This window comes from Tropicimonas sp. IMCC6043, from assembly GCF_004146235.1.
GTDB lineage: Bacteria > Pseudomonadota > Alphaproteobacteria > Rhodobacterales > Rhodobacteraceae > Tropicimonas.
In genome coordinates, this window is record NZ_SELO01000005.1 from 25479 (window position 1) to 43182 (window position 17704).

At 66.5% G+C, this 17704-nt stretch carries 22 protein-coding genes; 14 read left to right on the forward strand and 8 right to left on the reverse strand.

Going from position 1 to position 17704, the window contains the following annotated elements; all coding sequences use genetic code 11:
* Both pgk and EU800_RS07250 read left to right on the forward strand, forming a co-directional pair.
* The gene (gene pgk, locus EU800_RS07245) at nt 1-1176 is read left to right on the forward strand and encodes a phosphoglycerate kinase (protein ID WP_129630094.1); all 1176 of its coding nucleotides are present in this window, start codon (nt 1-3) and stop codon (nt 1174-1176) included.
* A 276-nt stretch (nt 1177-1452) separates the two neighbouring features.
* Nucleotides 1453-2568 (forward strand): DUF389 domain-containing protein, encoded by a 1116-nt coding sequence (locus EU800_RS07250; protein ID WP_129630096.1) that lies wholly within the window; start codon nt 1453-1455, stop codon nt 2566-2568.
* A 236-nt stretch (nt 2569-2804) separates the two neighbouring features.
* Here the strand turns inward: EU800_RS07250 and ybgC are convergent, their stop codons facing one another.
* From ybgC to irrA, 5 genes are all read right to left on the reverse strand, one after another.
* Entirely contained in the window at nt 2805-3197 is a 393-nt protein-coding gene (ybgC, locus tag EU800_RS07255; RefSeq protein WP_129630098.1) for a tol-pal system-associated acyl-CoA thioesterase, read from the reverse strand.
* A 162-nt stretch (nt 3198-3359) separates the two neighbouring features.
* Nucleotides 3360-3998 (reverse strand): hypothetical protein, encoded by a 639-nt coding sequence (locus tag EU800_RS07260; protein ID WP_129630100.1) that lies wholly within the window; start codon nt 3996-3998, stop codon nt 3360-3362.
* Complete coding sequence (locus EU800_RS07265; protein WP_129630102.1) at nt 3995-5071, reverse strand: DUF2955 domain-containing protein; 1077 nt, start codon at nt 5069-5071, stop codon at nt 3995-3997. The genes EU800_RS07260 and EU800_RS07265 overlap by 4 nt, the downstream gene beginning before the upstream one ends.
* Nucleotides 5061-6125 carry an HlyD family secretion protein gene (locus EU800_RS07270; protein ID WP_129630104.1) on the reverse strand — a complete coding sequence of 355 codons (1065 nt, stop codon included), beginning with the start codon at nt 6123-6125 and terminating at the stop codon, nt 5061-5063. Before EU800_RS07270 ends, EU800_RS07265 begins: the two co-directional genes overlap by 11 nt.
* A gap of 172 nt (nt 6126-6297) precedes the next feature.
* Entirely contained in the window at nt 6298-6714 is a 417-nt protein-coding gene (gene irrA, locus EU800_RS07275; protein ID WP_129630106.1) for an iron response transcriptional regulator IrrA, read from the reverse strand.
* Between the two features lie 174 nt (nt 6715-6888).
* On the opposite strand from irrA, the gene fabA reads away from it, so the two are divergent.
* From fabA to EU800_RS07290, 3 genes are read left to right on the forward strand one after another with little or no spacing between them, the layout of a single operon-like run.
* Nucleotides 6889-7401, forward strand: a complete 513-nt coding sequence (fabA, locus tag EU800_RS07280) for a bifunctional 3-hydroxydecanoyl-ACP dehydratase/trans-2-decenoyl-ACP isomerase (protein ID WP_129630108.1) — start codon at nt 6889-6891, stop codon at nt 7399-7401.
* 28 nt (nt 7402-7429) lie between these two features.
* Nucleotides 7430-8659, forward strand: a complete 1230-nt coding sequence (locus tag EU800_RS07285) for a beta-ketoacyl synthase N-terminal-like domain-containing protein (RefSeq protein WP_129630110.1) — start codon at nt 7430-7432, stop codon at nt 8657-8659.
* Between the two features lie 6 nt (nt 8660-8665).
* Entirely contained in the window at nt 8666-9454 is a 789-nt protein-coding gene (locus EU800_RS07290; protein WP_129630112.1) for an enoyl-ACP reductase, read from the forward strand.
* 262 nt (nt 9455-9716) lie between these two features.
* Here EU800_RS07290 and EU800_RS07295 read toward each other — a convergent pair whose 3' ends face one another.
* On the reverse strand, nt 9717-10166 hold the full coding sequence (locus EU800_RS07295) for a VOC family protein (protein WP_129630114.1): 450 nt from the start codon (nt 10164-10166) through the stop codon (nt 9717-9719).
* 131 nt (nt 10167-10297) lie between these two features.
* On the opposite strand from EU800_RS07295, the gene EU800_RS07300 reads away from it, so the two are divergent.
* From EU800_RS07300 to EU800_RS07330, 7 genes are all read left to right on the forward strand, one after another.
* The gene (locus EU800_RS07300) at nt 10298-10987 is read left to right on the forward strand and encodes a haloacid dehalogenase type II (RefSeq protein ID WP_129630116.1); all 690 of its coding nucleotides are present in this window, start codon (nt 10298-10300) and stop codon (nt 10985-10987) included.
* Nucleotides 10984-11820 (forward strand): alpha/beta fold hydrolase, encoded by an 837-nt coding sequence (locus tag EU800_RS07305; protein ID WP_129630118.1) that lies wholly within the window; start codon nt 10984-10986, stop codon nt 11818-11820. The genes EU800_RS07300 and EU800_RS07305 overlap by 4 nt, the downstream gene beginning before the upstream one ends.
* On the forward strand, nt 11817-12785 hold the full coding sequence (locus tag EU800_RS07310; RefSeq protein WP_129630120.1) for a threonine/serine dehydratase: 969 nt from the start codon (nt 11817-11819) through the stop codon (nt 12783-12785). Before EU800_RS07305 ends, EU800_RS07310 begins: the two co-directional genes overlap by 4 nt.
* A 23-nt stretch (nt 12786-12808) precedes the next feature.
* Nucleotides 12809-13336, forward strand: coding sequence for a GNAT family N-acetyltransferase (locus EU800_RS07315; protein WP_165354586.1), 528 nt, complete (start codon nt 12809-12811; stop codon nt 13334-13336).
* 86 nt (nt 13337-13422) lie between these two features.
* Nucleotides 13423-14208, forward strand: coding sequence for a 3-oxoadipate enol-lactonase (gene pcaD, locus EU800_RS07320; RefSeq protein ID WP_129630124.1), 786 nt, complete (start codon nt 13423-13425; stop codon nt 14206-14208).
* A gap of 64 nt (nt 14209-14272) precedes the next feature.
* Nucleotides 14273-15520, forward strand: a complete 1248-nt coding sequence (locus EU800_RS07325) for a TCR/Tet family MFS transporter (RefSeq protein WP_256369759.1) — start codon at nt 14273-14275, stop codon at nt 15518-15520.
* A 144-nt stretch (nt 15521-15664) separates the two neighbouring features.
* Nucleotides 15665-16246: a VOC family protein gene (locus EU800_RS07330; RefSeq protein WP_129630441.1), complete on the forward strand. Its 582-nt coding sequence runs from the start codon at nt 15665-15667 to the stop codon at nt 16244-16246.
* A 34-nt stretch (nt 16247-16280) separates the two neighbouring features.
* On the opposite strand, the gene EU800_RS07335 is transcribed toward EU800_RS07330, so the two are convergent.
* On the reverse strand, nt 16281-16541 hold the full coding sequence (locus tag EU800_RS07335) for a hypothetical protein (RefSeq protein WP_129630128.1): 261 nt from the start codon (nt 16539-16541) through the stop codon (nt 16281-16283).
* A gap of 171 nt (nt 16542-16712) precedes the next feature.
* Here EU800_RS07335 and EU800_RS07340 point away from each other — a divergent pair, with 171 nt between their 5' ends.
* Both EU800_RS07340 and EU800_RS07345 read left to right on the forward strand, forming a co-directional pair.
* Entirely contained in the window at nt 16713-16976 is a 264-nt protein-coding gene (locus EU800_RS07340) for a hypothetical protein (protein WP_129630130.1), read from the forward strand.
* 183 nt (nt 16977-17159) lie between these two features.
* Nucleotides 17160-17342, forward strand: a complete 183-nt coding sequence (locus EU800_RS07345; protein ID WP_129630132.1) for a CTP synthetase — start codon at nt 17160-17162, stop codon at nt 17340-17342.
* A gap of 44 nt (nt 17343-17386) precedes the next feature.
* On the opposite strand, the gene EU800_RS07350 is transcribed toward EU800_RS07345, so the two are convergent.
* A complete protein-coding gene (locus EU800_RS07350) occupies nt 17387-17662 on the reverse strand; it encodes a hypothetical protein (protein WP_129630134.1) in 276 nt (91 codons plus the stop codon).
* Nucleotides 17663-17704: the final 42 nt, after the last annotated feature.

Genomic DNA, 17704 nt, shown 5'->3' on the forward strand with positions numbered 1-17704 from the left:
ATGACCTGGAAGACACTCGATGACATGGATCTCGCCGACAAGATCGTGCTGGTCCGCGTCGACATCAACGTGCCCGTCAAGGATGGCGCGGTGACCGACGCCACCCGCATCGAACGCATCGTGCCGACGATCAAGGACATCCTCGCCAAGGGCGGCAAGCCGGTGATGCTTGCCCATTTCGGCCGCCCCAAGGGCCAGGTCGTCCCGGAGATGAGCCTCCGCATCACCGTTCCGACGCTGGAGGAAAAGCTCGGCCAGCCGGTTACCTTCATGGAGATACCGTCGCGCGAGGCGCTCGACGCGCTCCCTGCCGACGCGGTGGTGCTGGTCGAGAACACCCGCTTCACCAAGATGGAGACCGACAACGACCCCGAGATGGCGAAGTTCCTCGCCTCTCTCGGCGATGTCTATTGCAACGACGCATTCTCCGCCGCGCACCGCGCGCACGCCTCCACCGAGGGCGTGGCCAAGCTCCTGCCGAATTGCGCAGGCCGGCTGATGGCGCAGGAACTCGGCGCGCTCGAAAGCGCGCTCGGCAATCCCGAGCGTCCGGTGGTCGCCGTCGTGGGCGGCGCGAAGGTCTCCACCAAGCTCGACCTGCTGGGCAACCTCATCGAGAAGGTCGACCACCTGGTCATCGGCGGCGGCATGGCCAACACCTTCCTGGTGGCGAAAGGCGTTGAGATTGGTACCTCGCTCGCCGAGCGCGACATGGCCGACACCGCCCGCGAGATCCTCGCCAAGGCCGAGACCACCGGCTGCACGATCCACCTTCCGGTCGACATCGTCGTGGCCTCCGAATTCGCCGCCGGCGCCGCCAACGAGGTGCTGCCCGTCGACGCGTGCCCCGCCGACAAGATGATCCTCGACGCCGGCCCGGCCACGGTCGAAGCGCTGAAGGGCGTCTTCGCCCAGAGCAAGACGCTGATCTGGAACGGCCCGCTCGGCGCCTTCGAGATCGAGCCCTTCAACAAGGGTACCTTCGATGCGGCGCTCGCCGCGGCAGCGCTCACCAAGGCCGGCAAGTTGAAAACGGTCGCCGGCGGCGGCGACACGGTCTCGGCGCTGAACAAGTCCGGCGCAGCGGAGGATTTCACCTATATCTCCACCGCCGGCGGCGCCTTCCTCGAATGGATGGAAGGCAAGGAACTGCCGGGGGTCGCCGCACTCGGCTGAAGGCGAAGACAGACACCCGATCAGGAAGGGATCAAGCGCTCGCGGACCTCTGCGGGCGCGTTTGACGATGGCCGGCCGAGGCGCGCCGGCGAGACAGTACTGGTGGCGATCGGACCGCTGTCGACGTCTTCGCCGCACCGACCCGGGACAGCCACGGTTCTCCGGGATCGAAGCGCCGCAGATCGCAATTGCGTCTGTGTTTCCCTTACTATTATGTGATGGACGGCGAAGAACCGCGCTGGCCGTCAGCACGGGACGGCGTCGGAGATCTTCCCGGTGCAGAACCACCAAGAGACGAAGTCGGATCAACCACTCTTCAATGGCCCGCGCGGCGGCGCCTCCAGCAAGGTGGCCAAGGACAGCGACCTCCTTTTCGATCAGATCGAACAAGCCTCGGTCCCAAGCCTCAATTTCTACTTTATGCTCGGCATGGCGACAGCGATCGCATCGTTCGGCCTGCTCAGCAACAGCGCGCCGGCTATCATCGGAGCGATGATCGTCGCGCCCCTGATGTCGCCGATCGTCGGTTTCTCCTTCGCGGCGATCATGGGAGCGAACGGACTGGCGTTGCGTTCGCTCGTGTCCATCCTCACTGGCATCGCTCTTGTGATCGGAATAGCTTTCGCCTGCACCATCGCGATCGGCCTGCGCGTGGTCGGGTCCGAGATCATGGCGCGAACGGCGCCCTCGACCCTCGACCTTCTGGTCGCCCTCTGCTCGGGAGCCGTGGCCGCATTCGCGCATTCGCGGATCGGCATTGCCAATTCGATCGCGGGTGTGGCAATCGCCGTAGCGCTGGTCCCACCGCTTTCCGTGGTCGGAATCGGCCTGGCTCTCGGCGACAGCGCCGTATCCGCCCAGGCGATCGCCATGTCGGATTTCCACCACCAGGGCAACGGTACCTCCATGGCAGGAGGCGCATTCCTGCTCTTCGTCACGAATTTCCTCGGGATCGTCGCGGCAGCAATGCTGGTTTTTGGGCTTCAGGGCTATGGACATTGGCGGAAGCCTTTCGCTGTTGCCACCGTCCTGACACTTGCGTCGTTCTTCGTGGTGGATCGGCTCGATCGGCGCCTGGAGATCATCTTCGTCGAGGATCTTGTCAAACGGCTGTACGTCGAGGCGGTCAACCAAAACACGGAAATCGTGAGCGAGGACAGCTACATCTGGCAGGTACGCGGGGAGCGCGTCGATGGCCGGCTGGCGGTCTCCGTCGTCCTGCTCGGTCTACGCGACAATCTCGACCGAGTAGACACCGCGGCAGAGACCTTTCGAAGCCTTCTCGCCAAGCAACTGGGCGAGGAGGTCTCTCTGCGGCTGGAGATCATTCCGATCGACGTTGTTGTGCATGAGGTATCTGCGCCCGATCAGGCGGCCGGATCAAACAGGTGACCAGCCTTTTGGCTCGAGGTTCGCTGCCAAACCCGCGGCCGGTCTGATGCATCTTGCAACAGTCCGGTAAGACAACGCCCCGTGCAGCAGAGCACGGGGCGCGTCCGGTGGAGGGGGATGCTCCACCCAGCCATTGGGACAGGCATGTTCCTGTCATACGCCGACGCGTGGCATCCGGAAGCCTGCATCGCGCTGACCGCACCGGGCCGTTGCCGCCGAACAACAGAAGCCGCGCGTCAACCGCCGATCTTTGCGCGGAGATCTGCCGGAAGCCGCTGCGGCCGGCCGGAGAGCGACATGGTGACGACCGTCACCCGCGCCGAAAATAGCACCGCGGTGCCCCTCAGCACCCGCTGGGACACCACGAACCGCGCGCCGCCGATTTCCGCAAGCTCGGTCTCCACCGTCAGGACATCGTCAAACCGGGCCGGGGAAAGGAAATCGGCCTCTACCCGGCGGACCGCGAAGACGATCCCCTCCTTGTCCCTGAGCGCTGCCTGGTCGATTCCGACTTCGCGCACCCAGTCCGACCGCCCGCGCTCGATGAATTTCAGGTAGTTGGCGTAATAGACGATCCCGGCCATGTCGGTGTCTTCGTAATAGACCCTGATATCGAGCAGATGCGGCATGGCAATTTCCCGAGTGTTTTCATCGGACGAATAGACCCTTCGCGGCAGCGGCACAAGGCGGGCCGCGGTGTCCGCTTCGCACGTGTTGCAACCGGCCTCGGAGACGCGGCAATCTCACCGGTGCAGTCCCGCAGGAGGCGTTCCCTGCGCGCGGTCCGTCGTTCACTCCGTCGCCCTGCCGGCGGCGGCGAGACGCGCCGAAAGCCGCAGCGCATGGCTCGCGTCCTGTGCCGCCTCCGGCATCAGGGGATCATAGGCCGCGCGGATCACCGCGCCGATCTCCGGCCGCAGCACGACCTGCCCGGACGGCAGCGTGGCCAGCGGTGAGCGCTTGGCGAAGGCGCGGTCGGACCAGAGCAGGATCGTCTGCGCCATCTGGCCAAGGGCGAGATCCTCTGCCGGCACCTCCGAGAGCGCAGCATCCATCCGGAGAAAGACGAAACAGGCACGGATGGCACCGCCCTCCTCGAAGCGGAAGACCCGATACTGGTTCGCTCCGGCGGCGACCAGCTGCGCAACCAGATCGTCCAGCCCGGTCACCAGACGGTCGAGATCGGGAACCTCGAGCAACTCCTCCCAGTCGCGAAAGAAGAACACCATCAGGTTGGCACCCATCTCGGGGTCGGTTTCGGCCATATGGTGACCGGCAAGCGCGACCATGGCCTCGCAAGCGCCCTTGACCACGGCGAGCGTCTGGTCCTCGACGCCGAAGACCACCGGCACGATGGGTCGCGACCAGCGGGCGAAGCGGTAGCTTCCGTCGGCGCAGGTGAAGAGGTCGGTCACGTCGGCGTCGATCATGGTATCTCCTTCGGTGCCGTTCCGGACGCACCGCTCCGGTGTCGGCGCCCGGCGTATATGGCCTCGCGCAGGCTGCGTCGCAGGGCCTCTCCCGACGGCTCCTCCGGCCAGAACGCGTCGACGACGATATAGGCGAGGTTCACGTAGAGTGCCGCGCCGGCGATCTGGAGGACCCGGGTGATCCCCTTGACGTCCGCTTCGTCAGCAAAGGGTCCGATGGAGCCCCCATAGACGATCAGCGCCGTTGTGATGGCCGAGCCGGCATAGGGCGCGAACGGATGTTCCGACCGCGCCAGAGCGTCCAGCGACAGGCAGGTCAGCAGGCAGAGCAGCACCGGCGTCACCTCGGAGGGCGCAACCACTGTCAGTTCGTAACAGAGGACCGCGACCGCCGCTCCGAGGGCATTCGAGCGCAACATGGCGCGCGCGACAGCCGGTCCGGCGTCTGGCGTTGCGGCAAGTTGCAGGCTCAGCAAGGCGACAAAGAAAAGCACCAGAACCGCCGACGATCCCGAGAGGAAGAAGACCAGCGCGAAGGGCAGCGTCACGAGGGACATCCGCGTGATCCGCCGCGCCGGACGGAAATCCGCCTGCTCCTGTGCCTGCCGCGCCGGGGCGTCACTCGGCGAGGTCGGGAAAAGGCTGAACGCCAGCCCGCTCACGATGCCTGCAATGAGCAGGTTAAGCGGAATCCAGACTGCGAGGGTGAGCCCCAGGTCACGCGACATGAGGATGACGTTCGGCAGGAGCATCGTGGCCAACAGCGCGAGCACGCCCGCCACCGTTCCGGCGCCGGAGACCACCCAGGCGAAGGAGAGGACGACCCCGACCGACATCGCGCCGAGATAGACTGCCGGATAGGGCAGAAGCGCCGAGAACAGGAGCCAGGACAACAACGACATCCCCGCAGTAACAAGAACGAGCCGCAGGATCGCCGACAGGGAAAGCGCCGCGGGCGCGCGCAGGAGCAGGGCCGTCAGTACCGCGCCGACCACCGCCATCGGCCAGCCGAGAAACAACCCCGCGGCAAACACCGCGGTGATGCCGAACGCCCGCCGGATATCAGTAGGCATAGGACAGGAAGGCCACGAGGCGCATATAGGCCCTGCCGAGAGTGTTAAGGAATGAATTGTCGCTCAGGTAGAGCATGACGTCGGCCTGGCCGTTTAGCAGGATCCGAAGGTCGTCTTCCGGGTCTCCGGCCTCGTAGCCCGGCAGGACGATCCGCACCGCGAAACGCTCGGGCTCGCGGAGGAATCCCTTTGTGCTCGGCGCACTGGCGAGCCGTCCCGGCCTGTCGGCCCCGGAGAGCGCGGCACCCGGGGTGAAGCTTTCGACCTTGCCCGGGATCACCCGGCCGGGATGCATGTCGAGCACAACGTCGGCAGGCGCGCCGAGTTCGGCGCGGCCGAGATTGTTCTCGGTCAGGTAGGCCTCCACCCAGACATCGCGGATATCGATGAAGACCAGAAGGTCACTGCCAGCGCGGGCATAGCTTCCCGGCGCGATCAGCAGATTGGAAACGATGCCCTCCGCCGGCGCCCGGATCTCGGTCCATTCGAGGTTCAGCTCCGCTGCGGCAAGCGCGGCCAGAGCGCGCTGGATCTTCGGGTTGTCCCGCCCCTCCGAGCCGAGGCGCTGCTTGGCCTTCTCGAGCTCGGCCTCGGCATTCTCCACCCCCGCCTCGGCTTCGGCCACCCGGCCGCGCGCGTCATCCGCCTTGGCGACCGCGATCAGCCCCTTCGCTTCGAGGGCAAAGACCCGCTCGGCCTGGAGCCGGATCGTGTCGAGATCGGCACCGGCGCGCGCCAGCCTTGCCTGCGCGGCGCTGACATCGGCCGAAGAGGCGCCGACCTCCTGTGTCGCCGCCTCCAGATCGGCCCGCGCGGCGGCGCGGTCGATCTCGTAGCGCCTGCGATCTATCCGGATCAGCGGCTCTCCAGCCGCGACGAGCTGACCGTTGGCAACAAGAACCTCGGTCACGACGCCCGAGACCTGCGGCACGATCTCGGTCGCAATGGTCTTGACCCGGGCGTTCCCGGTGAAGGGCGTCAACCGGTCCGCGGCCAGATACCATCCCAGAAACAGGGCCAGCACGATCGCAGAGATCACGATTGGGCGCTTCATCCGGTGTCCCTCCTCCCGTCACGCGGACGCCCTGCCGGGTTGAAGACCGGAGGCGGCAGCGCGCAAGATCTATCACGCGGATCGACGACGCAACAAGCGCCGCAGGTGAACGGGAGCGGCAGCCGGGCGGTTTCTGTGGGATGTGAGGAGGACTGGTTGCGCGGGGTCTGCGTCAGGTCCGCCGAAGCCGGATCACCACGTCGACGCTGGCGATTTCCGCCCCATCGGGCGCCTGCGGCAATTTAGAGATCTCGAGGTCCGTGGCCGGCGCGTCCGTGAGCTGATGGGTGTCTTCCCAGAAGAAATGCGGGTGATCGGCTGTATAGGTGTCGAAATAGCTCCTGGAGCCGTCAACCACGATCTCGCGCATCAGGCCGGCATCACAGAACGCCTTGAGCGTGTTGTAAACCGTCGCCAGCGAGACCCGTTCGCCAGCGTCCCGACAAGCCTCGAAAAGGCTCTCCGCGGTTACGTGCCGGTTCTTGCCGTCGCCCACCAGGAGCTCCGCCAGCGCGAGACGCTGCCGCGTCGGGCGCAGCCCGCCTCCGGCCAACCACTCCGATCCGCGCTTCACTTCCCCAGTCCCCATGCTGTCCAGACGCTCCCTCTTCATGGTCTTCCGAATATGCCGGTTTCACGCGGGATTTCAATTGAAAACAGATCTCAACTGCTATCGGTGGCCTGCCGCGGCCCCCTTGCGCCGCGCGCGCGCAGGGTGATAGTGAGCGCGAAACACGCGATGCGGCGGATGGGAGGCAGGCGCATGTCCGAGAGGCAAACCTATTTCGACAAAGAGGACCTGCTGGCCTGTGCCCGCGGCGAGATGTTCGGCCCTGGCAACGCGCAGCTGCCGTTGCCGCCGATGCTGATGGCCGACCGGATCATCGAGATCTCCGAAGATGGCGGCGAGCATGGCAAGGGCCATATCGTCGCCGAATACGACATCACGCCGGACCTGTGGTTCTTCGAATGCCATTTCCCCGGCAACCCGGTGATGCCGGGATGCCTCGGGCTCGACGGTCTTTGGCAGCTCACCGGCTTCGGGCTGGGATGGCGCGGGCTCAAGGGCCAGGGCTTCGCGCTCGGTGCCGGCGAGGTGAAGTTCGCCGGCATGGTGCGCCCGGACACGAAGAAGATCACCTACAGGATCGATTATACCCGTATCATCGACCGCAAGCTCAAGCTGGGTGTGGCCAATGGCAAGGTGTTCGCCGATGACGAGGAGATCTACACTGTGACCGGGCTGAAGGTCGGTCTGGCCGAAGCCGAATCCTGATCCGCAATCGATCTCGGGGAGATCCACCATGCGTCGCGTCGTCGTCACCGGTCTGGGCATCGTGTCCCCGATCGGAAATTCCGCCGAGGAAGTCACCGCCAACCTGAAGGCCGGGACCTCCGGCATCGCCTTCGACGAGACGATGGCCGAGCACGGTTTCCGCAGCCAGGTCTCCGGACAGCTGAACATCGACCCGGCCGCGCATATCGACAAGCGCACGCTGCGGTTCATGGGGCCGGGTGCGGCCTATGCCTATATCGCCATGGGCCAGGCGATCGCCGATGCCGGGCTCGGCGAGGAAGACGTGGTTAACCCGCGCACCGGGCTCATCGCGGGATCCGGCGGGCCCTCGACCTCGGCGATGCTCGCCGCGCATCAGACGGTGCTGAAAAGCGGCGCGACCAAGCGGATCGGCCCCTTCGCGGTGCCGAAATGCATGTCCTCGACGATCTCGGCCAATCTCGCGACCGCCTATCGGATCAAGGGGATCAACTATTCGATCACCTCCGCCTGCTCGACCTCGCTGCATTGCATCGGCAGTGCCGCGGAACAGATCATCATGGGCAAGCAGGACATGATGTTCGCTGGCGGCGCCGAGGAACTCGACTGGACGCTTTCCTGCCTGTTCGACGCCATGGGCGCGATGTCTTCCAAGTATAATGACACACCGGCCACCGCATCGCGCGCCTTCGACGCCACCCGGGACGGCTTCGTCATCGGCGGCGGCGGCGGCATCGTCGTGCTCGAGGAGCTTGAGCGCGCGCGGGCGCGCGGCGCGAAGATCTATGCCGAGGTGACAGGCTTCGCCGCGACATCGGATGGCCACGACATGGTCGCGCCCTCCGGCGAGGGCGGCGAACGGGCGATGCGGCTGGCGCTCGACACGCTGCCCGAGGGCCGCAAGGTCAGCTACATCAACGCGCATGGCACCTCGACGCCGGTCGGCGATGTCGGCGAGATCGAAGCGGTTCGCCGCGTCTTTGGCGACGGCGCCACGCCGCCGGTCTCCTCAACCAAGTCGATGACCGGCCATGCGCAGGGCGCGGCCGGCGCGATGGAGGCGGTGTTCTGTCTGCTGATGCTGGATGACGACTTCATCGCCCCGTCGATCAACATCACCGAGCTCGATCCGGCGCTGAAGCCGGCAGAGATCGCGACGGCGCTGGTGGAGAATGCCGGCCTCGACACGGTGATGACCAATTCCTTTGGCTTCGGCGGGACGAACGGGTCCATGCTGCTTTCGAAACTCGACGGGTAGGGTGCGATGGCTGAACTGATGCAGGGCAAGCGCGGCCTGATCATGGGCGTCGCGAATGACCGCTCCATCGCCTGGGGAATTGCCAAGGCAATGGCCGCGGAGGGCGCAGAACTCGCCTTCACCTACCAGGGCGAGGCCTTCGGCAAGCGGGTCGCGCCGCTTGCGGAATCGCTCGGCTCGGAGATCCTCATCGATGCGGACGTGATGAACGACGCCTCGCTCGATGCGGCTTTCGCGGAGCTGAAGGACAGTTGGGGACGTCTCGATTTCCTCGTCCACGCCATTGCCTATTCCGACAAGTCAGAACTCGCCGGCCGGTTCATCAACACGACGCGGGCGAATTTCCAGACGTCGCTGACCATCTCCTGCTATTCGCTGATCGACGTGGCCCGCCGGGCGGCGCCGCTGATGACCGAGGGCGGCACGATCCTGACCCTGACCTACCAGGGCTCGAACCGGGTCACGCCCTATTACAACGTGATGGGCGTGGCCAAGGCGGCGCTGGAATCGGCGGTACGCTACCTCGCCAACGATCTCGGCCCCGACGGCATCCGCGTCAACGCGATCTCGCCTGGCCCGATGAAGACGCTCGCGGGCGCTGCAATCTCGGGCGCGCGGGCCACCTTCCGCCACACCGACACCAACGCACCGCTACGCTCGAACGCGACGCTGGACGCGGTGGGTGGAACGGCGGTCTATCTCGCCTCGGGGGCAGGCGCCTGCACGAGCGGCGAGATCATCCATGTCGATGGCGGCTACCACGTGCTCGGCATGCCGCAGCCGGACAATCTCTGAAAGGCGCATGCGGCCTCGGCAGGGGACAGAGCTGCGGAAATCGAGTGGACTGCATTTGATCCGTTCCGCCATCGGCCGGTCATTGTGCTCGAGCCGACGCTCCAACTCGGCACTATGGCGCGGAGCAGCGGCCGAAGGCCGCCGCGCCATCGCCGGGCCGCCCCCACGGCCCGTTGTCAGCGGTGCTCTGCCACCGGCCCCGGTCGAGGTCGGCTTGAAGTCATTCGCAACTATAGCCCGAACCGATCAGCCGGAGTTCGTATCACACCGGGAAGTTCTCCTCCGGGTCCGCCTCCTCGTCTTCCCTGTCTGCCTCGACCAGGTCGTCGGTGGCGAAATGCGGCGTAATCAGCCCAAGCGCAGCACCCGTCGAGTCCTGCACGAGGGCGATCCGCCCGATGCCTGGGACGTCGAAGGGCGGCCGGATCAAAGCGCCGCCTAAGGCCTTGACCTGTGTCAGCGCCGCGTCGACGTCATCGACAGCGAAATAGGTGAACCAGTGCGGCGGCACCCCGTCGAGATGCGGCATGCCCGACATGTCCATGATTCCGGCCACCGGCTCGCCATGCGCCATCGCAACCTGGTAGGTGCCGGCCTCCATCTCCGTCGCCTCAAACGTCCATCCGCAGATGTCGCGATACCAGGCCACGGCCGACGCCACGTCGCGAGTCATCAGCTCGCTCCACCAGACCGATCCGTGATTGAAACTCATGCCAGCCTCCCGCTTGCCCTGTGTTTCATCCCGTCGCGCAACGACACTCTATCGCAGCCGCCGCGACCTGGCCACTCCGCCGTTCCCATCGCCGTGCCGCTGTGCCAGTCTCCGCCCCGAGGGAGGAGCCGATGACGATCAGGATCGCAGTCTTCGATGCCTATGGCACGTTATTCGACATTGCCGCCGCCGCCCGCCGCGCCGCCGCCGAGCCCGGCGGCGAGAAGCTCGCCCGCCATTGGCAGGCACTCGCCGCCACCTGGCGCGACAAGCAACTGCAATATAGCTGGCTCCGGGCGATCACCGGCGACCACGCGCCGTTCTGGCAGGTCACGACCGAAGCTCTGGATTATGCGCTCGACGCCCACGGGCTTTCCGGCCGGCCTACGCTGCGCGACCGCCTCCTGGCGCTCTATCGCGAACTCGATGCCTATCCGGAGGTGCCGCCGATGCTGGAGCGGCTGAAGGCAGCCGGCCTGCCCACGGCGATTCTCTCCAACGGGTCGCCCGATATGCTGATGGACGCCGTCACCTCCGCCGGCATCGGCCCGCTGCTCGACGCGGTGATCTCGGTGGAGGAGGTCGGCATTTTCAAGCCCAGCGCCAAGGTCTACCAACTGGTCCCGGACCGCTTCGGCTGCGCGCCCGGCGAGGTGCTCTTTGCATCGTCGAACGGTTGGGACGCCGCCGGCGCCGCAGGATTCGGCTTTACCACCGTCTGGGTCAACCGCGCCGGCCTGCCGCGCGACCGGCTGCCCGCCGCGCCCGCCCATGTCCTCACCGATCTCACCCAGATCCCGGAGCTCGCCACAACCCCATGACACAGTTCTTCACCACCGACGACGGCCTGCGCCTGGCCTATGACGATCAGGGCAGCGGCCACCCCCTTCTCTGCCTGCCAGGTCTCTCGCGCAACATGGCCGATTTCCTGCCCGTCGTCGCCAGCTTCGCCGACCGCGCCCGCATCCTCCGGCTCGACAACCGCGGCCGCGGCCAGTCGGACCGGGACCCGGACTACAGGAACTACAACGTCCTGCGTGAAGGTATGGACGCACTGGCTCTGCTCGATCACCTGGGCCTCGAAAAGGTCTCGATCCTGGGTACCTCGCGTGGCGGGCTGATCGCGATGGGCCTCGCCGCGAGCTGTCCGGACCGGCTTGCGGGCGTGATCCTCAACGATATCGGCCCGGTGGTCGAGCCCGAGGGCCTCGCCGACATCGCGAGCTATATCGGCATGCGGCCCGGCTACGCGAGCTATGACGACGCTACGGAGCGGCTGCCGGCGGCAATGGCACCGCGTTTTCAAGGCGTTCCGCGGGAGACCTGGCGCGCCCATGCCGAGGCGCTCTGGATCGAGACGCCCGAGGGGCTCGACATCCGCTACGACCCGGCGCTGCGCCGCTCGATCCTCGAAGCCGCCGCCGACGGCACCCTTCCCGAGATCTGGCCGCTCTTCGAGGCGCTCGCGCCCCTTCCGGTCGGGCTGATCCGGGGCGCGAATTCCAACATCCTCTCGGCCGATACCGCCGCGGAGATGTGCCGCCGCCACCCTGGCATCCTCTTTGGCGAAGTGGCCGATCGCGGCCATGTCCCCTTTCTCGATGAGCCAGCGGCGCTCGGCATCATCGAAAAATATCTGGACGAGGTCGCATGAATATCGACGCCATCGAAGCCGCCGCCGGGCGCCTGAGCGGCCGCGCCCGGCGCACACCGATGCTAAGCTCACCCTTTCTCGACGAGATCGCCGGCCGGCGGGTTCTGGTGAAGGCGGAATGCCTCCAGCATACCGGCTCCTTCAAGTACCGCGGCGGTTGGTCGGCGGTCTCGGCGCTTCCTGACGACACAAAGGGCGTCATCGCTTTTTCTTCCGGCAATCACGCCCAGGGCGTCGCGCTGGCCGCGCGGCAGCGGGGCCTGCCCGCCGTCATCGTCATGCCGACCGATGCGCCGGCGCTCAAGCGTGCCAATACCGCCGCCTACGGCGCGGAAGTCATTCTCTACGACCGCGCGACAGAGGATCGCGACGCCATCGGCGAACGGCTCGCCGCGGAACGCGGGCTAGCGCTGATCCGGCCCTTCGACGACGCCAATGTCATCGCGGGGCAAGGCACCTGCGGGCTGGAGATCGCCAAACAGGCGGCCGAACTCGGCGTCACGGACGGCACCGTACTGACATGCTGCGGCGGTGGCGGGCTGACCTCCGGGATCGCACTGGCACTCGAGGCGCGGGCGCCCGGGCTCCGGGTCCGCCCGGTCGAGCCGGAGGATTCCGACGACGTGCGCCGCTCGCTGGAAGCCGGCGAGATCCTGCGCAACGCGGTGCAGAGCCGGTCGATCTGCGACGCGATCGTCACGCCCTCGGCCGGAAAGCTCACCTTCCCGATCCTGAAGAGGCTCTGTGGCCCGGGCCTCGTGGTGAGCGACGAGGACTGCCTGAAAGCGATGGCGCTGGCCTTCCTGCGGCTGAAGGTCGTGATCGAACCGGGAGGCGCGGCGGCACTGGCCGCAGCCCTGTTCCACGGCGAGGCGCTTGAGGACGGAGCCGTGGTCTGCACCGCGTCGGGTGGCAATGTCGATCCGGCGGTCTTCCGGCGCGCGCTTGACAGTCTCGCCGCGTGAGCGGCCGGCCCGGACGACCTGCCGTGAAACCCCTTGAATCGTTTACAACCGAGCGGCTCAAGGCAACAAGCTGGCAGGCCGATCTGGCGGACCCCGACCGCCGCCGGGCGCTCGAAGCCGGGCTCGCCGCGATCCTGAGCCCGGCCGTACTCGCGCATCTTCCGCCGCCGCTGCACCTCTCCCCAACAGCGCCGGACATCTCCGGTTGGATCGATGCGCGCGCCGCCGAAAGCCGAGTGCTGAGGATCGACGACAGGTCCGAACCGACCCTGCTCGGCCTGCTGATCCTCGCAGAGTTGCGAAAGCACGACGGCAGCCCGTCCCTGCATGTCGGCTACCTGCTCGCCGAAACTGCCTGGGGCCGGGGGCTGGGCTCCGAACTCGTCTCCGGGCTGGTCATCGCTGCGTCCTCGCTGGCGCCCGTCACGCTCGTCGCCGGCGTCGACCGGGCCAACCCCGCCTCCGCCCGGGTGCTGGAAAAGGCCGGCTTCACCAACGACCCCGCGCGTGGCACCGTCGACACCGCGATCTACCGTCTCGTTTTGGCCTGACCCTGGCGCGTGCGACCCAGAGGCACCCTTCCGCCATGGCTCCGGGCGGGATAGGGAAGCAGGGAGACCACCGGGAGGAGCATCCGATGCATATGGCAGACCTCGGCGATGTTGCGCTTCACTGGCGTGAGGACGGTGCGCCCTCCGGCCCGCCTGTGGTGTTTGCCAATGCGCTCGCGACCGATTTCCGGATCTGGGACGATGTGGTCGCCCGCCTGCCCGCGCGCTTTCGCGTTATCCGCTACGACATGCGCGGCCACGGTCTGTCGGACTGCCCGCCCCCGCCCTATTCCATGGGCGCACTCGTGCGCGACGCCGAGCAGCTGCTGGACCGGCTCGGCGTCAAGGACTGCGTCTTCGTCGGCCTCTCGGTCGGCGGCATGGTGGCGCAGGGGCTGGCGGCCAAGCGGCTCGACCTCGTGCGCGCGCTGGTGCTCTCCAACACGGCGGCGAAAATCGGCACGCGGGAGACCTGGGAGGAGCGGGTCGCCGCTGTTGGGACAAGTGGCATCGAGGCACTGGCCGACGGCACGATGGAGAAATGGTTCACCCGCGCCTTTCGCGCCACGCCGGAGCTCCGGCTCTGGCGCAACATGGTCACACGGACCCCGGCGGAGGGCTATGTCGGCACCTGCCAGGCCATTGCCGGCACGGATTTCTATACAACCACCGCCGCGCTCACCCTGCCGACGCTGGCCATCGCCTGTTCGGAGGACGGCTCGACCCCGCCCGACCTCGTGCGCGAGACTGCACAGCTCGTCAAAGGCTCTGAGTTCCACCTCATCCGGGGTGCCGGCCACATCGCGCCCGTCGAGCAGCCTGACGCCTATGCCGCCCGCCTGACCGAGTTTCTCGCCGCGATAGGTCACTAGTCCGGCTGCCCCTGGCGGCGTCCGGACACGTCCTTCGATGGCACCTGCACCACGGGAGGTCCGCTTGCGCGCAGCGCCCCACATACCCAAGACTCCGCGCCTCTCGCTCGCCTTCGTGCTGACGACGCTCGTCATCGACGCCATGGGCATCGGGCTGATTCTGCCGGTCATGCCGGATCTGATCCGCGAGGTGCGCGGTGGTTCGCTCGGCGAGGCGGCGGTCTGGGGCGGCATCCTGGCGACCGGCTTCGCGGCGATGCAGTTCCTGTTCGGCCCGGTCCTCGGTGCCTTCTCCGACGCGTTCGGCCGCCGGCCGGTCCTGCTCGTTTCGCTCGCAGCGATGGCCGCGGACTATCTTGTCATGGCCCTGACCGACTCTATCTGGGTGTTGCTCGCCGCCCGGATCGTCGGTGGCATCCTTGCCGCGACCCATGCCACTGCCATGGCATTTGTCGCGGACATCTCGCGCCCCGAGGACAAGGCGCGCCGCTTTGCCCTCACCCATGCCGCCTATGGGGCGGGGTTCGTCATCGGCCCGCTGATCGGCGGGCTGCTCGGCGCCCTCGGCCCGCGGGCCCCGTTCTACGCCGCCGCTGCGGTGGCGCTTGCAAACATGGCACTCGGCTTCCTCGTCCTGCCCGAGACCGTGACGGACCGGATCCGCCGCCCGCTCTCCTGGCGCCGCGCCAATCCCTTCGGTGCGATCGCGCATGTGACCCACCTGCCCGGCCTTGGACGCCTTCTCGCGGTGCTCGCGGTCTACGAGTTCGCGCTCTTCGTCTACCCGGCGATCTGGGCCTATTTCACCCCGCTCCGCTTCGGCTGGGACAGCACTATGGTCGGTCTGTCGCTTGCCGCGTTCGGGATCGGCTACACCATCGTCCAGGCGGTTCTGGTCGGACCGGTCATCGGCTGGCTCGGCGAGGAGCGCACGATCCTTCTCGGCCTCGCCTTCGAGACCTGCATTCTGGCGACGCTCGGGGTGATTACTTCCGGCCCGCTCGCGCTGATGCTCACCCCCGCCTCGGCCTTCGGCTCGGTCGCGGTACCGGCGCTGCAAGGCGTCATGTCGAAACGCGTCGGCGACGACGCACAGGGTGAATTGCAGGGCGTCGTCACCTCGGTCCTGTCGCTGGCGACCCTGCTTGCGCCGCTGGTCATGACCCAGGTTTTCTATCTCTCGACGCGGGAGGCCGCGGCCTGGCATCACCCCGGCGCAGCCTTCCTGCTGGCCTCCCTGCTGATGGTTGGCTGCGTGGTGCTCTATCTCACCGGCACCCGCCGACCGCAGGCGGATGCCGAGAGGGGATAGATCGGGTCACTTCTCCCCGCAGCGAGGCCGTGACTTGCACGACGCCGCGCGGCATCCTCGACGGAGAACACCGGCGTTCCGCGGCGAATGGCGCCTGGACGGTGGAGAGGAAGAGACCGGGAGGACACCATGACACAAACCGAAATCCGCAAGATCCAGACCCAGGGCGTGCATCACATCACGATCATCGGTGCAGATCGGCAGACCTCGATCGATTTCTGGGAAGGCGTGCTGGGCATGCCCTTTGTCTTCGACCAGCCCAATCTCGACAATCCTGACGAGGGGCACCTCTATTTCGACCCGGGCGACGGTCGGCTAATCACAATTTTTACCAACGAAGGACGCAAGGCGGACGCGGATCCGGTGCCCGAGGCCATCGGTTCGCTCCATCACCTAGCGCTCAACGTGAGCCAGGCGACCTTCTGGCAGGTGGCGGAACGGCTCGACGCCCGCGGCGTCGCGCATTCCGGGCCCGTCGACAGGGGATTCATGGATTCGATCTATTTCCGCGACCCGCTCGGCCTCCGGATCGAGCTCGCAAGTTATCGTTTCGAGCCGCCGGAGGGCTGTCGGCATGCCGACGTGATGATCGAGGCCCACCGGATCCGCGTCGCCCGTGGCGACCACCATATCGACCGCGCGCATCTCGCCGACGCCATCGAATTGCTGGTCGAGCGCCGGCAACAGTCGCTCTCGGCCGATCGCGGAGCGCGGAATCCCTATTGAGCGCTGGTCCGCGAACCGAGAACAGGCCCGACCCTCAACGCAGCGCCGAGAGGTTGGCGATGAGCAACTTGCGCCGCCGCTCGGTCTCCTCATTGATCTGACGGGCGACGCCGCGGCTGTGGTCGAGATGCTCATCGACCACCTCGGCGTGCTCGCGGCAGCAGACCTCCATGGCCCGGTGCATCGCCTTGTCGATCGCCGCCAGGATCTCCGCTTCGTGCCCCTCGGTGACGCTGGTCCCCTCGATAGCCTTGATCTCTTCCAGCGCGTCCCGCGCAATCTGGTGCAGTGCCATACGCTCATCCCCCACGTTTCGTCTCATCCAATCAGGCGCTCCGAAGCGGCTCAAGGCAAGGGCCGTTCCACGGCGCGCGATCACGGCGCTTTGTGTCGCGCGATTTCCCCGCTAACCTGTTGACGGGTCCGGCGCGCCCCGCCGACCGCAGACCAGTTGAAGGATGAGATCATGAGACTTTCCCGCCTCGCCCTGCCCGCGATTCTCCTGACCGCCGTGGCCGCCTGCAATGTGGAAATGGATCCGCCCGATGTCATGGCCTGCAAGGCCGCCGTCGCGGCACAATCCAACAGCGGCGCCGGCACCACGCTCGTCTCGCGGGAGCCGGCGATCGACGGCATGTCGATCAAGGTGCAGGATAACGGCACCGGCACCGTGTGGCAGTGCTATACCGACAATGCCGGCATCCTCGAGTCGATCGACCTCGCCTCCTGACAGGATTGGCCGGATTGACACAAGCGGCGGGCCGGATCTCCCGGCCCGTTCCGGTCGAAGGGGTCGAAGGGTCCGTCCGGTTCGGCGCGCAGCACCGGCATCGCCTTGATCCGAATCAACGACCCTAGACTAACAAACTGCTAGCCGGCCTCTGTCCCTGACCGACGCGAGAGGCCGCCAATCGTGTTCCGATTGACGCTCCTGCTACACGCGATCGTATCGACGGTCCTCATGGGCACCGGAATCACTGCCGCGCTCGTGCTGGGCTACGTTTCGGGCATAGCCATCGGGGCCGCGATCCTTGGCGGCCTGGTATTCGGCTGGCCGATAGCCCGGCTGATTGCGAAAGAACTCTACGAGGAGTGAATCCGCGCCCGAAAAGCGGCTCGTAAACAGTCTGATATTAGTGTTCATGCAGCCCCCCGGTTCGCTTCGGGTTGATCCCCCATGAAATACCGGAGCGTCCGGAAAAGCGTCTTGGCCTGCGCGAGATCTCCGTTTCGCATCGCCACGCGGAGGTCGTCGCAGATCATCTGCTGAACCTTCCGACGTCCCTTGTGGAGATGCTTGCAGTAGGCACGCATCACCGCTGCGTCGGGCTCCCCGACAGGCGCGTTTTCGGCAATGGCGGCAATCTGCTCCCGGTCGAGGCAGTTCATGCTCTCGACATCGTCAAGTGCGATCATCCTATCCTCCCCTTTCGGCTGATCCACTAGGTTCTTTCTATC